14 protein-coding genes are annotated in these 20,885 nt (G+C 41.6%); 4 read left to right on the plus strand and 10 right to left on the minus strand.

Annotated features, from left to right (window positions below; translation table 11 throughout):
- The first annotated feature begins 302 nt into the window (after window positions 1-302).
- The gene (locus CPIN_RS15930; protein ID WP_012790849.1) at window positions 303-3,617 is read left to right on the plus strand and encodes a SusC/RagA family TonB-linked outer membrane protein; all 3,315 of its coding nucleotides are present in this window, start codon (window positions 303-305) and stop codon (window positions 3,615-3,617) included.
- Window positions 3,618-3,638: 21 nt separating this feature from the next.
- On the plus strand, window positions 3,639-5,021 hold the full coding sequence (locus CPIN_RS15935) for a RagB/SusD family nutrient uptake outer membrane protein (protein WP_052306818.1): 1,383 nt from the start codon (window positions 3,639-3,641) through the stop codon (window positions 5,019-5,021).
- Window positions 5,022-5,039: 18 nt separating this feature from the next.
- On the opposite strand, the gene CPIN_RS15940 is transcribed toward CPIN_RS15935, so the two are convergent.
- The 7 genes from CPIN_RS15940 to CPIN_RS15970 form a co-directional block, all read right to left on the minus strand.
- On the minus strand, window positions 5,040-5,285 hold the full coding sequence (locus CPIN_RS15940) for a hypothetical protein (protein ID WP_012790851.1): 246 nt from the start codon (window positions 5,283-5,285) through the stop codon (window positions 5,040-5,042).
- A gap of 208 nt (window positions 5,286-5,493) precedes the next feature.
- Complete coding sequence (locus CPIN_RS15945; protein WP_012790852.1) at window positions 5,494-6,135, minus strand: DUF6266 family protein; 642 nt, start codon at window positions 6,133-6,135, stop codon at window positions 5,494-5,496.
- A 65-nt stretch (window positions 6,136-6,200) separates the two neighbouring features.
- Window positions 6,201-6,839, minus strand: a complete 639-nt coding sequence (locus tag CPIN_RS36700; protein ID WP_012790853.1) for a DUF6266 family protein — start codon at window positions 6,837-6,839, stop codon at window positions 6,201-6,203.
- A gap of 269 nt (window positions 6,840-7,108) precedes the next feature.
- Window positions 7,109-7,660, minus strand: coding sequence for an RNA polymerase sigma factor (locus tag CPIN_RS36705; RefSeq protein WP_187294779.1), 552 nt, complete (start codon window positions 7,658-7,660; stop codon window positions 7,109-7,111).
- Between the two features lie 194 nt (window positions 7,661-7,854).
- On the minus strand, window positions 7,855-8,451 hold the full coding sequence (locus CPIN_RS15960; RefSeq protein ID WP_012790855.1) for a tetratricopeptide repeat protein: 597 nt from the start codon (window positions 8,449-8,451) through the stop codon (window positions 7,855-7,857).
- Between the two features lie 64 nt (window positions 8,452-8,515).
- A complete protein-coding gene (locus tag CPIN_RS15965; protein ID WP_012790856.1) occupies window positions 8,516-10,048 on the minus strand; it encodes a RagB/SusD family nutrient uptake outer membrane protein in 1,533 nt (510 codons plus the stop codon).
- Between the two features lie 67 nt (window positions 10,049-10,115).
- Complete coding sequence (locus CPIN_RS15970; RefSeq protein ID WP_012790857.1) at window positions 10,116-13,451, minus strand: SusC/RagA family TonB-linked outer membrane protein; 3,336 nt, start codon at window positions 13,449-13,451, stop codon at window positions 10,116-10,118.
- 658 nt (window positions 13,452-14,109) lie between these two features.
- Between CPIN_RS15970 and CPIN_RS37905 the strand changes: the two genes are divergently transcribed.
- The gene (locus tag CPIN_RS37905) at window positions 14,110-14,400 is read left to right on the plus strand and encodes a hypothetical protein (protein ID WP_012790858.1); all 291 of its coding nucleotides are present in this window, start codon (window positions 14,110-14,112) and stop codon (window positions 14,398-14,400) included.
- Between the two features lie 840 nt (window positions 14,401-15,240).
- Here CPIN_RS37905 and CPIN_RS15975 read toward each other — a convergent pair.
- Window positions 15,241-17,709 (minus strand): alpha/beta hydrolase family protein, encoded by a 2,469-nt coding sequence (locus CPIN_RS15975; protein ID WP_012790861.1) that lies wholly within the window; start codon window positions 17,707-17,709, stop codon window positions 15,241-15,243.
- 386 nt (window positions 17,710-18,095) lie between these two features.
- Here CPIN_RS15975 and CPIN_RS15980 point away from each other — a divergent pair, with 386 nt between their 5' ends.
- Window positions 18,096-19,040 (plus strand): hypothetical protein, encoded by a 945-nt coding sequence (locus CPIN_RS15980; RefSeq protein ID WP_012790862.1) that lies wholly within the window; start codon window positions 18,096-18,098, stop codon window positions 19,038-19,040.
- Window positions 19,041-19,055: 15 nt separating this feature from the next.
- On the opposite strand, the gene CPIN_RS15985 is transcribed toward CPIN_RS15980, so the two are convergent.
- Together CPIN_RS15985 and CPIN_RS15990 are read right to left on the minus strand one after the other, a co-directional pair.
- Entirely contained in the window at window positions 19,056-20,213 is a 1,158-nt protein-coding gene (locus CPIN_RS15985; protein WP_012790863.1) for a FecR domain-containing protein, read from the minus strand.
- A 40-nt stretch (window positions 20,214-20,253) separates the two neighbouring features.
- Window positions 20,254-20,817, minus strand: coding sequence for an RNA polymerase sigma factor (locus CPIN_RS15990; RefSeq protein WP_012790864.1), 564 nt, complete (start codon window positions 20,815-20,817; stop codon window positions 20,254-20,256).
- Window positions 20,818-20,885 lie beyond the last annotated feature (68 nt).

Consider the following 20,885-nt stretch of genomic DNA (forward strand, 5'->3'; position numbering starts at 1 on the left):
ATGCTACAACCGGTCACGTTACATAGCAGCATATCGTGGATGGTTATTTTGAGGGAAACCTATACCTATATGTCAAAGCAAAATGGCAATAGTGACAAAACCGGCAAAAAAATTTAGAAAAAAAATGGGTTGCCGCAGTAGTTATATACAAATGCCATTGGTGCCAACATTAAATTGACACACAACCATTGCAACTGTAAATCATTACAGATATATGTTATCCTTATTTGTTTTTATGCCCTGTTTGCTTTGACATATTGGTAGAAAAACCTCAGACAGAGGGGGATAGCTAAATAAATACTATGGGACGATTTTTATGCCATAAGGGCGTATACCTATTTGTGCTAACTATTTTTGTACACGTTGCCGGCTTATTTGCTCAGGGGAAAGACATACCACCACTTCAGCGTAAGGTAACACTGGTGCTGAAGAATGGAACACTGTTAGACGTTAAAAAAGCTGTTAAGGAACAGACCAACGTTGAAATTACGGGAAGGTTTGACCTTACAGCAGGGGGATTTACGGTGGATGCCCACGGTGTTACGGTACCCCAGCTCTTAAAGGAAAGTTTTACCCCGAAGGGTTATACCTGGGAACTAAGGGACAGTATGGTGGTGCTCCGCGAACCAACAAAGAAAGATAGCAGTATTACCAGCGCTGAGCTGCCATTGCAGCCTACTACATTAACGGGTCTGGTAACCGACACCACCGGCGAGGCCCTGCCCGGAGCTACGGTACGCGTGTATGGCCAGAACAGAGGTGTTAGTACCAACCATGCTGGCAGGTTTACCCTGCCTATTAGTAAGGCAGATACACTGCTCGATATAAGCTTTATCGGGTACGAGAAGCAGCGCCTATTGCTCTCGCCTAACCAGCGGTTTATAGCCGTACAACTGCATTTTGCTGATAAGCGCCTGGATGATGTTTTTGTTTCGGGCATGTCAGAAGCTTCCGAACGGTCTACTATAGGATCGATTGATCATTTAGACTTCACCTACATTCAGTCGCTGGGCAACGACAATGCAGTTACTAACCTGCAGGGTGCCGTTCCCAACCTGCTGGTGGAGCAAACCAGCGGAGTGCCCAACAGTACGGTTTCGGTGCAATTGAGAGGGAGAAGCTCCTTCACCGGCAGAGCGGGACCGTTATATGTGATCAATGGCATACCCTACGCGGGCAATCTATCAACGATCAATCTTCGTCCTTCCATTTCCTCGCAAAATGTAAACGGTGGCGTGAGTCCGTTTAGCTTGCAGATGTTCGGACCCATTAAGTCTATCGTTATACTGAAAGATGCAGAAGCCACCGCCATTTACGGAGCCCGTGGCGCCAATGGCGTAATACTGATAGAAACCTTTCGTGGAAAACCGGGAAGAACCACCTTCGATGTTGATTTAGTATACGGCGTGGGCCGTGTAGCGAGAAAATACAACTTGCTGGATACGCAAGAGTATCTTACTATGAGAAAGGTGGCCTTCCGTAATGACGGGCTAACCCCCAGCAACATTCCCACCGATAAAGGATACTCACCCGATCAAACGCTGTGGGACCCTAACCTGTATTCCAACTGGCAGAAGGAGCTGATAGGTAAAAACGCCCGAACCACTGAGGCCGATATTGCCGTTACCATGGGTAATCGGAATCTTCAAACCCGTATCGGAGGTGGTTTCCTCAAACAAACCACTGTGTTTTCGGCTAATCAGTATTATCAACGCACCAACGTTAACGTTGTTACAGACTATTCCACCAATGACATGAACTTCCAATTTCGGTCTTCTATGGGCTATTCCTACGACTTCAGCCAATCCTTCACCGGATCACTAATAGGCGTGCTCACTCCGCCCAATGCTCCCGGCAACCTTGGTGACAACAACGAACTGATTTGGGAGCCGGGGATCAACCACCCGCGGGCTGATTTTCTAAAAACCTATTCTTTTGCCAAAAGAAACTTCCTTTTCAGCAACATAGTTAAATGGCGGCCCCTTTCCAACGTGCTGATCAAAACCACCGCTGGTTTAAGTGGCCTGGCCACCAACGAAGCCGATCAATTGCCTATCGCCAGTCAGAACCCGTGGTCCGTAGCCAACAGGGAGGGCAGCTATACGCTTGCAAAGAGGAGCATACTGGGTTACATTGTTGAACCGGTAATGGAATACTATCCCCGTTTTATACCAGGCGATATTACCCTGCTTATCGGCGCTTCCTTTCAAAAGATCACCAGCAAAAGCACTTTATTCTCAGGAGACGGATATACCAGCGACGCCGACCTGATAACAATGGAAAACGCTCCCCACAACTACCTCAATATCCATAACCGGTCTCAATATGTATACGGCTCCCTGTTTACCCAGATAAGATACCAAAGCAAGAAAAAATACCTGGCCAGCTTTACCTACAGGAGCGATGTAAGCAGCAGGTTTAGTCCGCTGCGCAACACAGGAAGCTTTCTGTCACTTGGCGGCGCATGGATCTTCTCTGAAGAACCACTGTTAAAACACAACAACTCTAAGCTGCTCTATGGTAAACTTCGTGGTAGTATAGGGATCACTGGTAGTGACGACATAGACGATAACCAGAACCAGGCCGTATGGGCCGGCAATGGGGGCGACAACCCTTACCAGGGGGTGAATGGCATCAGTCCGCAGGATCCCTTCAACTCCCGCGCTACCTGGCAATTATCACTAAAAAAAGAGCTGGGGCTTGACCTGCGATTTTTCAAGGGCCGCTTACAATCCACCTTTTCCTACTACCACAACAAAAGCTACAATCAGCTATTGAAGTCAGAGCTACCTGCCCAGGCGGGCTTTCCCGATATGCTGCGTAATACCGATGCCAAGGTGCTCAACTCCGGCATAGAGGTGGAAATAGGAGGCGACATCATTCAACGCGACGAAACCAGTTTGCATATAGCTGCCAACTTCGCCCGGCCGCGTAATAAAGTGCTTTCCATTGCCAACGCCGACCGGCAGACCAGCACCCTCTTTCAGGTAGGCCAGCCCATAACGGGGCTTAATAAATTCAAGTCAACCGGTGTGTCTTCGGCTAACGGCCTTTACCAGTTCGTCGATAGAGACGGCAACGGGATTTACAATGTGGCAGACTATCAGCCCATAGGCTCACTCGATCCTGTACTGCTTGCCGGCTTGTCTATTCAATACCGCTGGAAAAGTATTACGCTCAGTGCGCGGTTCGATTACAGGAAGCAGATGGCGCCATCTTACGTCTACTCCATGCAACTGTCAGACAGATATCTGGGAGGCCTTACCAACCATATAGTAGCAACACTTGACTACTGGAAAAACCCCGGCGACCAGGCCACTTATCAAAAGCCCTCCGCACTTTCTTCCAGTGAAGCCAACAGCACCAAGACCATGATCATCAACTCCAGCGAAGCATTTACCGCCAGCGACTACCTCAAATGCCGGGAAATGTCGTTCACCTACGTGGTAAGCGAAAAGATAGCCAAACGGGTACATTGCCAGCACCTGAGCGTTTTTATAAGAGGGCAGAACCTGTTTACCATTAGTCCGTACAAAGCCGGAGATCCTGAAACAGCCAATGTGCTTTCGCTTGGTACGCTTACCACTTTCACCGGAGGCATTCATTTAACACTCTAATGGCCACCACAAACGATGCTAATGACACCTAAACAAACTATACTCTCTTTACTCCTTTGCCTGCTGGTGCAAGCCTGCTCTCTTATTAAAGCCGACGTACCGCTCGATAAAGTGGCAGGGCGGCAGATATTTCAAAACCCCGACTCCGCCATCGCAGCCGTAACCGGTATATACGAAGGCATATCATCCACCAGTAACTTCTTCAGCGCCGGGGCATCTGTTTATGGAGGACTGTACGCAGACGAACTCGTATACACGGGCCTGACCGTACCGATCACTGAATTCTCCAACAGCACGCTCAATTCCGGCAATACCACGCTCGAAACTATATTCTGGAGAAACACCTACTACTTCATCTACCGCACCAACGCCTGCATAGAAGGGTTAGCTGCCAGTGAAAGTTTGGATGCCGGCCTGAGAAACCAGCTTACCGGGGAGGCAAAGTTTTTCCGGGCCTTTCTTTATTTCTACCTGATGCAGTTCTTTGGAGAAGTACCCTTAGTTACCAGCACCGATCAGTTGATTATTGAAACCATGCCCCGGATACCCCTGGCTGTTATAAAAGAATCGATCTTTACCGACCTGCGGGATGCCAAGGCACTACTTAAAGAAAACTATCCTACCAGCGACCGGGCCAGGGCCAATAAATGGAGTGCCGCTGCGCTGCTGGCACGAATGTATCTCTACGAACAAAACTGGCCAATGGCCCTGCAGGAAGCTACCCAGATCATTAGCTCCGGCACCTACCGGCTGGTAGGGCCGGATAGTGTGTTCCTGCTAACCAGTAAAGAAGCTATACTGCAAATACAGCCTGTGATTCAGCGTTATAACACGATGGATGGTTTTCTGTTTATACCCAGCGCCGGTATTCGTCCTTCTTTTGCGATTACTACCTCGCTTATGAGCGCCTTTGAACCAGGCGATCTGCGGCAAACGAACTGGGTGGCATCGCAAAACAATAACGGTATCACTTATAACTACCCGTTCAAATACAGAAAACGGCTGGATGCATCTGCGGATTTCAAGGTTACTGAATATACCAACCTGCTACGGCTTGCCGAGATCTACCTCATAAGGGCAGAGTGTAATACAGTACAGGGATTACTGCCCGCGGCTATTAGAGACATAGATATCATAAGACGTCGGGCCGGTCTGCCGCTTATTGGCGAAACACAGCCAAATATGAACGCGACGGACCTGATGGCGCTGATACGCCATGAAAGAAGGATAGAATTCTTCGCCGAATCGGGACACAGATGGATGGATTTAAAACGCGCCGGTAATGCGGATGGGCTGATGCAAAGCTTAAAGCCCGGCTGGAAAAGCACAGGGCTTCTGTGGCCCATACCTGCTAACCAGATCGTTCTAAATCCATCGCTTGTTCAAAACCCCGGTTATCGTTAATAACCGCCCATTACTATACTACCACGGCAGATAACCACTGGTATAGATCAACACATTGTCCTTTGCCCGGAGACATACATCGATCGAAGGCGAGCAAAAGCCCTGTGCCTGCGTTTGCGTGGCCGAATACAGGATGGTTTGCCCATTCCAGTCGATCCAGTCGTGATATATCTGGTCAGCGGCTGGTTGAGCATTTAATGCCCATGCGCTGCCTACGCCAGTAAGCAACGCCAATACGGAGAAAAAGAGTCTGGTTCTTTTCATAGTGTTGAGATTTTTGATGATGGTTGAAGAAATGAAAATGAAGAACGTTTACGATCGTATACCGTTAGAAATGCTTAATGGATTGGCCAGATAGGCCACCAACCCCCACAAGTTATTTTGAGCTACCGTTAGTAGGTGCATGTTACGAATTTTACCATTTTCATCGGTTAATGGCTTGTTAACGATGCTTGTTTCGGGTATGGAGATCTTATTGTTCGATGCTTCCAAGGTAGATGCTATTGGTGCAGGCGCCGGTTTGTTCTGACCGGAAGGCGAGGTACGTTTGGATGGGGTGTTGCAGGTTCCAGCTTTCAGGTATGGGTAGGGTTTCTGTCCCCTGTTTGCGTTTGGCTCCGCAGAGGTTAACTACTGCCTGCCGGTAATAGGGGGAATAGGCCAGCAGCATGGCATGGTCTGTACTATGCGGGTAGGTAAGGTGAGGGGGCCAGGTGAACTGCAGTGACCGTGCGATGACAGAGACGGAGGCAGTTACCTGAATAGCAGGGGCGGAGGATTGTGCTACCAGCACCTGGCTATAGTTGATCTCGTAAGCAGGATAGCTGCCGGTGATGGCATGGGTAAGTTGGTAGGCCACAGCAGCGTTGTAAGCGGTGAAAGTTTGGTTTTGTGCGGCGATGGCAAAACCTAGCTTCACGAAATCAGGGAAGCACTTCAGCATATCATTTACCAATTTCATTTTCAGGCGGCAGGCCAGCTGCTTTTCCGTAGGCGGCCTGGTGGATTTGCGGCGCCGAGAGCGGAGGATGTACTGTCCGTTCAGCTCATACCCTTCCACGCCGCCGATAACGCCGTAAAAGCCGTTAAAAATGCCTTTTTTCAATCTGGCCATGATAGATCATTTTAAAGATGAAAGAAAAGGCAGCCGCCACTGGCGGCTGCCTTGCATAAGAACCGTTAAGAGATAACATCCGAACCGAGGTAGCGGGAATCGCTGCTTACCTTGCCGGCCGCGTTGGTACCAAAGGACCATACATGCACTACATCATCCGTCCAGCCCGCGGGCAGATCCATGCTGTACGACATAGCTTGCCTTGTAACCACACGCAGTGCCCTGGCAAATACCTGCTTGGCCGGGTTGTACGCCAGAAAGCTGATCATATCCGTTCCATTGCTGCTATCGGGCGAAGCATTGTTCACCCAGTTGAAGTTAAACTGATCCTGAACGGCGCTTCGAGCGGTAATGGCCGGCAATGCCAGCAGGTTGCCCTTGGCGATCATCACCTGCGCATAGTTAATGGTAAGCGCCGGGTATACACCGGTAACCGCCTCCATATTGGCAGCAAAAGCCGCGTTGAACGGGGTGAGCTCCTTATTATACGCCTGAAAGCCGGTATTAAGAACATCGGTGATAGGGCGGAGAAATTGCACTACGAGCGTAAAGATGGCCCGCTGGCGCTGCTGCGCCTCTGAGGGGTTATCGCCGCTTTTTACCGGGCGGCTGCGCATTACCTGAATGCCTTTCCAACTGGCACCTACTACGGTGCCTACCAGGCCAACGAAGGGGCCTAATATACCTTTAAGATACCTTGCCATAAAACAAAGTTTAATGTTGTTGAGATAACTAAAACATGCTAATAACGAGAATTAACCAGTACCTGGTCGTAGGTTGATCGTTCGCGACCGATCAAAGGGCGAGCAAAGGACGATTAAACGATGACCAATGTTCGATCTAATGAAGCAGATTCTACTGTAAAGTTACAATAGAGAATTGTATGGATGTTACAACGCGGAATGATATTCCCTGTCTCTCAACTAAAAACGGGATATCCCTTTTTCCGCTTTTGGGTGCGGTTGATTGTTGGCTACTGCAATAAATGCTTCAGGTGAACTCTAAGGAATTTCAACGCCTGTGAGATGTTGTTTTTCACGGTTTGCCGGCTGATGTTATGTTCTGTAGCGATTTCTTTATGGCTCTTACCGTGTAAATACATGTCGCTAAAGCTATGCCGCACGGCGGGTGGTAACCTGCCAATGGCTTGTACAATTTGCTGCAACAGTTCTTTATTTTCCAACGGCAGGCGGGCGTAGAATTTGTCTTTCGAATAAAAATAATGCTGATGCCGTTTGCTCCTTGCCATTTTGCTTCTAACCGCCGCTACGCTTACGTACCGAACGGCCCGGCGTAAATACACTCTGCAATCCAGATCACTTGCGAGGTTCATTTTTACCCGCCAGAAGTTGATCAATACGTTTTGTACCACATCCTCCGCCTCCTGGCGGTCTGATAATACTGCTAACGCATCCGACACCAGGGTAGGAGTGAGGTGGGTAATAAGTTCTCTTAAAGCTGACTCATCGTCTTTCTTCAGTCGTTGTACAAGACCAGGTTGGTATAGGTTATTGTTCTTCTTCACAAAATCAGGTTGCTGGTTAATAAAAATGGGAAGAGAAGGCGTTGCCACCTTCTCTTATGACTCAATTGGAATCCCGTGTTCTTTGGCAAAAATCGCGGGTTAAAGGGTTTTCATGGTTAAGAACGCGAAAAGTTGGAAAGGGTACTAATACTAAGTCGGATTTCTTTTTAGTCGAAAAGATGCGGCTGGCGAGATCAATTCCAGGTGGGCTCGCCTTTTTTCATTTTTTCGAGTGTTTCGGCGAGTGCTTTTTCGTTAGGTAATGCTTTTACGGCTTTTTCCTGCCATTCTATGGCTTCTTGCTTTTTACCTGCTTTGTAGAGAAGATTAGCGTAAGTGTCGTATGCCTGATAATTGCTTTTGTCAAAATTATCTATTGAATACTTCATCGTTTCGGCAGCTATTGACAAGACGTTGGGATCGGTTATATGCTCAAAAATAGGCCAGGTTACATTATTGATATGATATTCACTTCTGCTGTATGCCGTTTTATAATAAAGCGCATAGCACTTACCAAAATTTTCCCAGTCTTTTTTTTCTAGATAATACACCATTTGTGTTCCATAAACTTTTTCCTGCCCTACTGGGCCATATTTATCTTTAACCGAAGCGATAATTTTACCCCAATCAGGAGAACTGCTTTTATCACGAAGTGCAGGCTCTAATATTTCCTGACCTACAATAGACCTAATCTTATTTACCGAATCTTGATTTAAGGTGTTTTCCTGAGCGTGGACCATTGAAGGAGCGGCAATAATTAATGCAAATACGATTTTTCTAACAATCATCATGACTATTTTAGAGATGAACAAAAGAGTTTCGTTTATACTGGTAAATGTGATAATTGGAATCTAATCAATTATATCCTGGATTCTGGTGACCTACTAAATTGGGATTCCCGTTAACCTCATTAGCTGGTAATGGAAAGAGTTGGTCTGTAGATTGCCAGCCTGACTTAACCAGTGGCAGCACTTGGTCTATACGTCCTGTTCTTTTTAGATCAAACCATCGATGTCCCCATTCGGTAAACAATTCATGTTTTCTTTCGTTTTCAACAGCCAGCAATGCTTCGTTTTTAGATAAAGTCAAAGAAAGTTGAGGAAGTTGATCTGCCGGATCAGCATTTACATTAGTAGCACGCATGCGAATAACATTCAAATCTGAGATGCCGTCGGCTAGTTTTCCCTGTTGAATCCTTGCTTCTGCCCTTATCAAATATTGTTCTCCTAACCTCAATACAGTTGAGTATTCTTTTGTTGGTTCTTCCTCCAACCCAATTTTGTATTTATACGGAAAAGCGAATTTTTTTCCATTAACGACAATACTATTTGTCCAGTTATCTCTCCTTAGGTCATTTGCTTCAAAACTTTTTACAAAATTATCAGTTAAATATGCAGGCCCGCCGAAATCAGGCCAAGGGGGGAGTAGCTTAAATACTTGGCCTTCCCGTGTATTAGCTGTTTTATCACCAGGGATGCCTACCGGCTGCAATTGCCATATTGCCTCTTTATTATTCATTACAAAAACTGAGTTTAAATCAACCAATTCAAACAAGGAGGTATTTGCAATAATATCAGATGCCTGTTGCTCTGCCTCATTATACTTCTCAAGATAAAGATATACACGTGCTAATAAAGCAGTAGCAGCCCATTTGCAAGGTCTTATTCTTTCAGTTGTTATACTCACTCCGTCTTTTGAAAGAAAATTATCTTTTAACAATTGCTGGGCATCTATAAGGTCTCTCACAATTTGGTCATATACATCTTTTTTAGGAGATCGGGGTAGGAGGCTATTTACCTTATAATCTGTTGTTGTTGTAAGTGGAATATCGCCGTAAGTATTAAATAAGTAGAAATAACTTAATGCGCGGATAAACTTTGCTTCTCCTAATAATTGATTTTTTACTTCAGATGTTAGGTATTTCCCATTTGGTAGCCGTTCTATTGCTGAATTAGCAATAAATATCATGGTATAAACATTACCCCATGTAGTTTCTTGGGGTGATATGTTGTTATAATAATATTGTGCATAATAGGTGTTGTTTTTATCCCATAAGTCTAATTCATCCCCTGTTAGGCCTGTGGTAAAGCAAGTGTTAGTTAACCAACCAGAAGCAAAGTTTACATCAGCTTTGCTCATGTTTACATAAATTCCTGTTAGGACAGCTATGGCGGTGCCGTTTTCATTATATACGTTTTCACCATTTATGTTTGTTATTGGAGGATTAACTTCCACAAATTTGGAACAACTAGTCAGACTTACAATAATTAACAGCACGCAGGGAAAGAAAAGATATTTGCTTACACTAAAATGCTTTGCGGTTTCAGCTAACAACGTTTCATATTTACCTAATGTAAATTTACCCAATTTTATATCCCAATATTTCATGTTCATTTTTTTAGGTCTTGTAGAATTGTGCGAATATTTTTAGCTATAAGACGGTTTGTCAAGGCAACTATAGTACAATTTGTGCTCCCAATGTGAGCATCTTTAAAGGTGGCATACCTCTAAGAGTTCTATTTTCGGGATCACCTCCTACGTATTTTGTAAAAGTTAGCAGGTTTTGACCTTGTACATAAATTCGAGCACTTTGTAGGAAGCTCTTTTTAATAAGAGAAGATGAAAACTGGTAAGATAACGACAAGTTCTTAAGTCTTATATAGGACGCGTCTGAATATGCTCTATTACTTTCCGCTGCAATTCTAAATTTGTCTGCATACGCTAAATCTGTTGTAAACTTCTGAATCGATGTGTTATCTCCAGGTTTCTGCCATCTCTCTAATACCGATGTTACTTCATTTATAGGACTAACTCCTGGCAAAAAGCTTCCAAAATAACCGTTCCCTCCAAGTTGCTTTACAAATTGAAAAAGAACATCCAATGACAGTCCCCTATAGCTGAAACTGTTTTGAAATCCGCCATAATATTTGGGGTTTAAATCGATAAAAATGGTTTTATCAAGGCTTGCGTCGGGATTAGATGTCGCTTTCCCATTTCTATCGATCACCTCATAAACTCCTGAAGAAGGGTTGACTCCTGAAAAGTTGTAGACTTTAAAAGAACCTAGCGCCTTGCCCACAAATTCATCTTTTACTTCCGCGTCAATACCACTATATCCAACTAGTCTGTTTTGAGGTATTGTAACATTTATTGAAGAATTCCAAGTGAAGTGGTTTCCTTTCATATTTGAGCTATTCAATGATAGCTCAAATCCCTTATTTTCAACAACAGCCGGAAGATTAGTGTTAATTCCATTTCCGCCGGTTACAGCAAGAAGTGATTGGGTTGATAGTTGATTAGATGATCTGTTCTTATAATAAGTGATAGCGAATAAGATTCGATCTTTCAACACACCCAGGTCTAATGTAGCAGATAGCTTTTTAGTTAGTTCCCACTGTAGATAAGGATTAGGAAAATTGTTGAATGGAGAAAGAGCGACAATACCCTGATAATTCGTACCCAAAGTTGAAACGTTCTGGTATAGGTTTAAATAGCTATAATCACCTATCTGGTCATTTCCTGTAATGCCATAGCTGGATCGAATTTTCCCAAAGCTGATAAAAGGTAGGTTATCTTTAATAAAGTGCTCATTTGAAAAGGTCCATGCACCGGCAACTGAAAAGAAATTGTGAAACCTATTTTCTTGGCCGAAACGACTGGATCCATCACGCCTTGTGGTAAATGTCAATAAGTATGTATTCTTTAAGTTATAGTTTATGCGACCAAAGATTGCATTATACTTATATTGACTTAATATGACTGCATTATCTTCATCAGCAACTATTACTGAAGATGCAGCTTTCAAGTTCAGCATCGATTCATCAGAGGAAAATCCAGAGGCTTTCAGATTTTGTCTATTTCTATCTTCCTGTTGGATCGTAGCACCGACAAGCGCATTAAATACACCAGGACCAAACTTCTTAATAAAAGTGATTTGTGGTTCAATTATCCAGTTGCTAATTTCTGCTGTATTGAAGTTAGCTGTTCGCGGAAGATAGGGTATAAATTGCGCCGGATATAAACTTGTTGTAGACGCATATACTTCATCAGATAACAGTTTGTTGTAGCCAAAGCTGCTTTTTAGATCAAGCCCTGGTATCAATTCATACGAAAAAGTTGCATTAGACAATAAATTTGAAGTTTTGTTAATGTACTTAGAACCAAGATTCACTAAAGGATTAAAAAAGGTAATAACTCCATTGCGAATCTCCCAGTTTAAGGAGCCATCATCATTATAAAGCTGGGGAGAATTCGGCGCCATTGTGAAAGCCCTACTCGCAATATCTGATACGACTGCAAGTTTATTATTGTCAGATACATAACTTCCTGAAAAATTGACCTTGAACTTTTGATTAGTTGAAGTTGAATTGATATTAAAATGAACTGACGTCTTTCGATCGCTTAAATCGCCTGGAGTAACAGTACCTTCGCTTTGATATCCGCCTCCTAAAAGATATTGTATATTTGACGATCCACCGGATAATGTAGCATGTATATTTGTATATTTAGCTGTTCCGCCCAAAAGTTCATTTTGCCAATCAGTGTATTTATTGAGATCCCATGTTCCGTTAAGGTCATAAGCATCAACAGGGTAAGTGTTAACTCCATTATTTGCGTAAGCTTCCTTTCTCATTTCCAGATATTGTTCTGTATTTAAAAGCTTTACTTTTTTCGATATTTCGCCCCATCCATTCTGATAGTTTACATTGAAAGCCGTCTTTCCAGATTTCCCCTTTTTTGTGGTGATAATTATAGCGCCATTTGCTGCACGAGACCCATAAATAGCCGTAGCGTCCGCATCCTTTAAGATGTCTATGCTTTCGATATCCTGAATATTAATAAAGTTAAGCGGGTTACCTTGAGTATTTAAGGCCGGGTTAGCTCCAGGAGTTCCTGGCCCGGACAAACCTAATTCTCCTGTTAGTCCAGGTAATAGCTGAGATGTAAAAGGCACTCCATCAATAACGTAAAATGGATCATTGCCACCATTAATGCTATTTTGTCCTTGAATGATAATCTTTATCCCACTTCCAGGAGTTCCCGTAGACTGTTGAATAAATACCCCTGGTACCCGTGCGGCTATTGCTAATAGGGGATTAGCGACAGGAGATTTTTCAATATCTTTTGCCTTGACAGTGCTAATGTTGCCGGTGCTTATTCTCCTAGACGTTTGTCCATATGCTATTATTTGCGTTTCGTCTAAAGTGCCCACATATCTTTCTAGCTGAACCGTTCCCAAGGAATTGCCAACTTTAAGGAATACTTCTTTTGAAATGAAACCTATGCTGGAAATTATAATTATAATGTCCGACTTTACGTTACGCAATTTTATCGATCCGTCTGCAGAAGAGGTAGTTCCAAGTGAAGATCCTTTAATCAAAACCGTAGCTCCTGAAATTGGGATACCATCTTCAGTTATTACTTTTCCGGTAATAGACATCGAGCTATCAGAGGTACTCAATGATGTGAAGTGGGAGGACTTATTGTGTCTTTTCAATGAAATGTATTTTTCATCAATTACCCACTCCAGATCTTTGTTTTTTAATATTTGAGCTAATGCTACCTGCAAAGGAGCTTGTTCTAGGTGAACTGTTGTCTGTTCTTCGTCGTTAATGATACTATTTGTATAATAGACTCGTTTCCCAGTTTGTTTCTCGACGCTTCTAAAAATCTGGTGGTAGGTAAAGGTTCCCGAAAGCGTGATTTTTCGATCTGCCTGTGCCTTCCCAAGGCTATATGTTGGCAGTTGCAAATAAAATAGGCAAACGAAAAGCCATAATGACAATCTCATCGCATTCAATTTTGGTTGGTTATAATAAATATTATATATAAAGGGGCTAATCAGCTACTAACTTGTCTTCAAATCATACTTATACACGTTAGCTATACATTATTGTACAAATATTGCCCATAATGTACCACCGATAGTGGCTTTTTTTTTAGCGTAGCATCGTGGATATCCAACCCATTTCATCTGTTAAAACAGGTTAGCAGAGATAAAAGCGAAGAAGTTATTAATCAATATTCCCGGTCTCCAAATTATTAGGCTAACTATTATCCATTTTTCAACATCCTGTCGTTAAATTTGGAATTGAACTAATCGCCTATAAACGAGAAGCCACATAGAATGGAGAAAATATAACAAACATCCATCAAATATTCACCGTAAGGTTTTGACCCTGTAAATGTTGGTTGACGGAATGCCTAAGTAACCAAACAATAATAGCATACGGTAATAGAAGTATTCACAGTATCTAAGAACCTTCCTATATGATAGATAGCAACTAATTAAAATCGCAAAGCATAAATTATTACTATATAGTATAGGCTGTCGTCTACTTGCAAGAGACGTTCCAGCTGAATGGGTGTGCCGAAAACCATTAGAAACGAGTAGGCAATATTTGTTTGTTATCAGAATTTAGTCTTTTTAGTTAAAAGACAAGCATATTATGCGTAAAGCAAAAGTTATTTTGTCCGCAGTTGCAATGTTTGCATTAGTAGGCGGAGCATTAGCATTTAAGGCCTCAAGGATTCCTAACGTATTTTTCAGCAATGGAACTACGCTTACAACAACTACACCCGGCGGCCCATTAGTGACAAGGACTTATTGTACGGTTCCTTTCACAACTTCTTATACAACTACCGTGAATCCACTGGTTTTATCAACTACTACTACCTGGTCTACCACCAGTCTGACTACCAGAGTATGTCCTACCATAACTGTTTACTCAACTATCTAATAAATAGGACAACAACTCAATCCACAATACCTTTTAAAAGGTATTGTGGATTGTTCCAAAATGCATGTCCATATTTCGTTAGATAGATTACTTAAAGCTAAATTGTTTAAAATGGTTTGTAAAGCAAAGGCGATTTTATTAGTCTTATTTGTATTCGCGGTTAGCGCAGGATTGTTAGCTTTTAAAGCAAATAGAGGATTATTTCTTTTTTTTAGTAATGGCACTACTCTTACAACAACCACTCCTGGCGGCCCATTGGTCACAAGAACTTATTGTACCATACCGATTATTACTTTTTATACTACCGCTGTGAATCCGTTGGTTTACTCCAAAACAACTACCTGGTATACCACCGAACTCACTACTAGATCCTGCCTTACAATTACTGTATACTCGACTATTTAATATAAGATGATAAATTCGTTATACTATTATTCTTTAGTGTGTTCTGTTCATTATGCCGAATAGGATCCATTAATCTGTCTAGAAATTTAAAATTGTTATAATGGTTAATAAAGCGAAGACAACTTTGGTAGTATTATTTGCGATCGCAATTAGCGCGGGTGTATCTGCCTTTAACGCAACCAGAGGATTAAATGTTTTTTATAGTAATGGAACTACTCTTACAACAACCACTCCTGGTGGACCGCAAGTAACGAGGACTTATTGTACGGTTGTTTTTACAACCACCTATACAACCACAGTAAATCCCATTACTTTTTCGACAACTACTACCTGGTCTACAACCAGTTTATCAACACGAACCTGCCCAACAATAACAGTTTATCAAACTTTATAGCTGTCTTTTTGAGTAAAACAGTGAAATTGGATAGGCAGATATTAGGGATACTTGCCAGTAGAATCTAACTCCAATCCAGTGACCGTTTGTTTCAATTCAGACGGAATAATGCTTGTCATCCATATTGGTGGTAGCGAATCTTTCAAGTAATAATTGAAAAACTGCATCAACCGTATGTTGAAATCTTCAAGATTTTTACCTGGATTCACTCCATGACCACCACCATCATATTGTAATAGCCAGGCTTTTTTATTTAATCTACGAAGCAATCTAAAAAATTGGAGCCCTTGATAAAACGGAACAGCGCCATCATCTTTATTATGTTTAATTAACAGAGGCGTCTTTATTTTGCCTGCAGCAAACAGAGCTGATTCATCTATATATCGTTGAGGGACATCTGTTAGAGATCCACCCTCTTGTCCTTCCACCCACGGTAAATAGTACCTGGTCGAAATTGCGTCTGAGAAACCACTTCTACTGATTTGATCTGTGAATCCAGCACCACTAAAAGCCGCTGCAAAAATGGTAGTATGTGAAACTATGTAATTAACCAATTCTCCTCCCCAGCTAGAACCTTGTATTCCTATTTTATCTTTATTTATATAGTGGAATTTATTAATTAAATTTGCGATGCCCGATGTAGTCGTTTGTTGTAAACTGTATAATATTGAGTCTTCCTTTCTATTTTCCATATCAGGTATAAACACTAGGTAACGATTACTCACTAACCAGGCAGCGGGTAGCCAATTGCCATATCCGTTTCTAGTACTGTACTCATTCGGTTTAATGAAGGCATTAATTTGCTCCGTATAAGAATCGTAAACACTGACCACTAATGGATACTTCTTGGTTGAGTCAAGATCTTCCGGTTTATAAAGAATGCCTTTACAGATAACTTTGTCTGGCCTTTCCCAAGTTATCAATTCAGCCTTCATCCAGTTATACTTCTTTTCTGGATGATTATTAGATACCTTTTGGAATTTGATAAAATCATTTGTAATAAATAGATTAGGTGATTCATTTGATTTCTCCATTACAATAACATACGTATTGGATTTTTCTGCCTTGGAAATGAGAGGTCCATTTCCGCCGAAGTAATAGTCTCCCATACTAAGCTTTTCGGGTGAACCTCGCTTTGTTAAAGAAATCCTATAAAACCCCCAGTTTTTACTAACTTCATCAAACGTACTAAGTAAAAGGAATTTGTTGAGGTATTTTACAGATGAAAAGCGGAAAGAAAGATGGTTGTCTTTTCCATAGCTTTTTGTTAAGTTAGCACATTCCTCTTTTCCACTTGCATCAAACATCCAAATATCATTATCATCACGAATAGCAAAATGACTACTATCTACCCAAACGGTTTCGAATGGCAGGATATTGATGCTACTGTACAGGGTTCTCATTAGGATTTCGCTTCTTTTAGATATAATTTTGGAAGTTTCATTTTTGGTATCATATGAAATATAATGTTTAAGATTATTGTCTGCCATTATTATGTAACGACCATCAGGAGAAATTTTTGCTTCTAGTAATTGATAAGAACTTTGCGTTGCTACAACAGTTTTCCTTCCATTCGCCATTGATATACAGTAAATTGTCGCCTTTGCATTTTCATTCCATTTGGCTTCCCATAAAAACTTGCCAGGACGATATTCAACTAAGGCATAGTCGCCCTTTGCCGATATAAGCCTTTCACCATGGGAAGTTAACTTGGTTACAAAATGATCTTTATTGCAACTAACTGAAAAAAAAGTTTCCGAACTATTACCCTTTGGAGTGAATGGGTCCGGGAAGTTTGCGTCTCTATAGCTCCAAATATCTACTTCCGGTAAGGAAGTATTTTTTTCAGGTAATGGGCTAATACATTTAAATAAATTATAGTTGCAATTTTCCTCATGAGAGAATTCTACTTTTTGCCCACGATGTCCTTCCCAAATCTTGCTCTTTGAATGTGATTTAAAATCATACCAATATAATTCTGGTTGGCCTCCTATGCCATCGACATTTATGATTACCGCGCTTTGGTCAATTGCAGTCATAAAACTGGATACATTGTCGATAGAGTCTATTTGATTATCGAAGAGTGACTTTATTATGATTCGATTTTCATGTATATCAGATCTTTGGATGCTTACTGGCTCAGGCGATTCCTTCCTCAACGGCAGTACTGGCTGGTCGTTTTCATTCTTTGTTTTAAGATTAAGTTCGACTAATTTTCCGCCTGACTTAGTTATTAGTGCAGAGTTATTGTTATAGGTGAATCCAGAAAATGTCGCTCCTATATATTGCTTCTCCCACTTGTTGTTTGTTGGTTTAATTATCAGAGTTTGACTGCCGCCAGGTTCATTTTCGATGAGGAATGCTATATACTTACCGTTGGAGCTCAACTCGTAGCGACTGATGTTGCTCCATGTTTTATATGTATCAAAATCTATAGCAGGTTTCTGAGCAGATGAAAAAGCAGCGATTCCAAAATAAATGCATGTAAAAAATATGGATATTCTCATCATAATTTAGAAGTCTTTATGACTAAAATAGTAATAGTGGATGAGGCAGCTTTGCAGTAAGAACGTTCAAGCACCAATTGTTTCTTAATATTAAGTATGATTTAAGGTCAAAATGTACCACTGAGGGGTCTCATTAATTTGATAAAAGTCCGTTATATTTAAGACGCTAATTGATCACTAGGGCCCGATTTGGAGAAAGGCTCCTTAACTGCCATTGATCGAAACTATCGAATTACAATTTAATACCTTACATTCTGGACGCCTGAAGGATTAGTGGCATATGTTTATGTTCATTGAAATATTACTCAATGGTGGGGAATACCGGAAGCCGCTAATGGCTCGCGTTTATTAGTTGAAAATTGTCGATATTTATAATATAACTATATTAAATGAGTTCAGGAGATAATAAAAAACAAGTACTAGATCTTTCTGACAGGCAGAAGGCTTTTCAAGAGGTTGACGAACGCCTTAATGCGTTGAGGGATGGATTTTATGCATTGGCAACTGACTATGGGTTTCACATTGAAAATACCTGGGGCAAGCACAAGATATTTGAACTTAGGGATAATGTTATTTATCGATTCTTTAGTTCATTGTTTCATTTGCAACTGTTGTTAGAAAGACATTATGTAATTGAGCACCGCTTTAAAAAGCTATTAAATGAATCGCCTAAGGAAATTTTAGATCCAATATATCCTAAAAATCCGCATTTTGAATACGCGGAAAAGGAAGTAACTGCTTTGCTTGATAGCATAGTGTTTCATCTGGCTTCGGTATATGACTATATGGCGATACTTGCTAGCTTTATTACAACGAATAATAAAGACGAATCTCCTAGCTGGTCTACCTTATCAAAAAAGTGCAATGATAAGACCAACCCTTTCAGTAGTAAAAGCATCGCTCAGGTAATAATAGGCATTAATAGGGCACTGGCAATAAAACTTTATGATTATCGGTCTGATCTGATTCACCGGAAGAAGGACGCTTACAATTATTCAGTTACTTTGCAATTGAGCCAGGGCGATTTTACAATTAAATTTATCTGTTCTGAGAGATTACGAAAAGCATTTAAAACTTTTGGAGAAAAAGAACGTGATTACACTATCAATTATTTTGCAGTGTGGTTGATTAACCACGTGGCAGACAGCATAGGAGAACTATTAGTAGGCTTAAAAAAAGAAATCGAAGCAAATTCCACCTTTCCGAATCACATTATGGATGATGATGGCGATAAACCTTTCATTGTAATGGTGGATCCGGAAACCAACGTTGCTCAGTCGCCTTCAGCGTACAGTTGGGATATTTTTAAAAAGCACTTTAAATATCCTGGGTAAAAAATCCCACTGTAATTACTTGTAGATATGTAATAGCTTCCCTCGCAAAGTATAATTAATCCCTGATGTATACTGTATAGGCGCTAAAAATGATTCAAGCGATTCTGACTTGTCTAGCTGTCCGGTAAACGGCATATTATTAAGTTCTTCATCGTCTATAATTACCTGAATATCGAACCAGCGTGGAATCATATCTGCGATCTCCCTGAAGGGGGTGTTACGAAAGAAATAGACGCCGTTTCTCCAGGATAAAATTGATTTAGTGTCAAGTGTACTTAACTTTTTGCCTTTTTCATTACAGGTTAAGTATTCCCCAGGTTTTAAGACCGTACTGTTATTTTTATCATTTACCCTTACAGATCCACTAACCAACGCGGTTTTAAGCACATTGGTTGCATACGTATTAACATTAAACTCAGTACCCAATACCTGGATATCTCCTGCAGGGGTATGTACAATAAATGGTACTTCCGCTTTCTCTACTACGGTAAAATATGCTTCACCCTCTATATAGACCTCTCGCTTATTTGAGTTAAAAGCTAAAGGGAATTTTAGTTTAGAGGCTGAATTAAGATGGACAGAGCTTCCGTCCGGTAGTTTGATCTTGTAATCCAGCTTCCGCGGAACTTCCAATATATTCCAGGAATTCTCTTCCGATTTCGTTTCGGCTAAGTTCAGTGTTTTATTATCCGCAACCAATTGCGCATCACCTGCCTGAACAGTTTGGCGGCCAGTCTGGTTCAGGACCACCTGGGTGCCATTCCCTAGGCGTAAGGTAACCTGGTTAGCAGTGGATTTTGACGATTGGTCAGCAATTTTATCAATAGCAGCAGGCTGCTGAAAAAAGAACTGATTCATCGCCAATAAAACGACTCCTAAAACCGCTGCTGCCGCAACAATAGAGTAGGGGCGAATCCACCAACGCGAGCGTGTTGGATGCTGGTCTCCGTTTATTTGAGCCTGAAAATGGTTCCATTTGTCATCTACCTCCAAAGTTTTAATATCACCAATGGATTGGGAAGCTTTCGTTTCGAACCAATGCGATTGCCGGACAGCCTCTTCGTTTGCTTTTAAAAGGGCTTCCAGCTGCTGTAGCTCCTCCGGAGTAATTTCGTTGAGCTGTTTCTTTATAAGCAGAACTTCTATGTATGCTTGTTCTTCGTTGTAAGACATGTTAAGGTTATCATGCGGGTACTACTATAAGTATATGTATCTATAAAGAAGTACCACATTTTTCCTGAAAAAAGCTTTTAAATTTTACCAGGCTTCGCTCGATATGAGATTTCAGCGTGTTTACTTTAATATTCATTTCGGCAGCCACTTCTTTTTGGCTTCTGTTCTCCATGTAGCATTTACGCATCACTTCCTGTTGATTGTTCGTTAGCTTATCAATCGCCTTTTCGAGCATTTTTAACTGCTCCTCACGCGGCGACTCCTGAAGTAGGTTGGGTACATTTATATCCTGTGCCAGCAGGGCATAGACGTAGCCCTGCTTCCATTTATTAACACGCTGTTCTTTATTAAGAATGCTTAGGCATTTGTAATGAATGCCCATCATAAGGTATGCTTCAACAGAAGATCCTGTAATTTCGATTGATTTACGCTCCCACAACTGCACAAAAAACTCCTGGACCGCATCTTCGGCCTTTCCATCATCATCGAGCAAGGAGCGCGCTTTCGTTAGCAACCGTTTGAAGTTGGTTTTATATAGCTGTTCAAAAGGTACTATTTGCCCCTTAAAATGGATCACTGTAATGGTTGGGGATTCACCTGACATATTGATAATGAAGGTAAAAAATTGAATTAGCCTGACAAATTTTTATTAACGGAAAAATAATAAAGGCG

It is taken from the genome of Chitinophaga pinensis DSM 2588, assembly GCF_000024005.1.
GTDB lineage: Bacteria > Bacteroidota > Bacteroidia > Chitinophagales > Chitinophagaceae > Chitinophaga > Chitinophaga pinensis.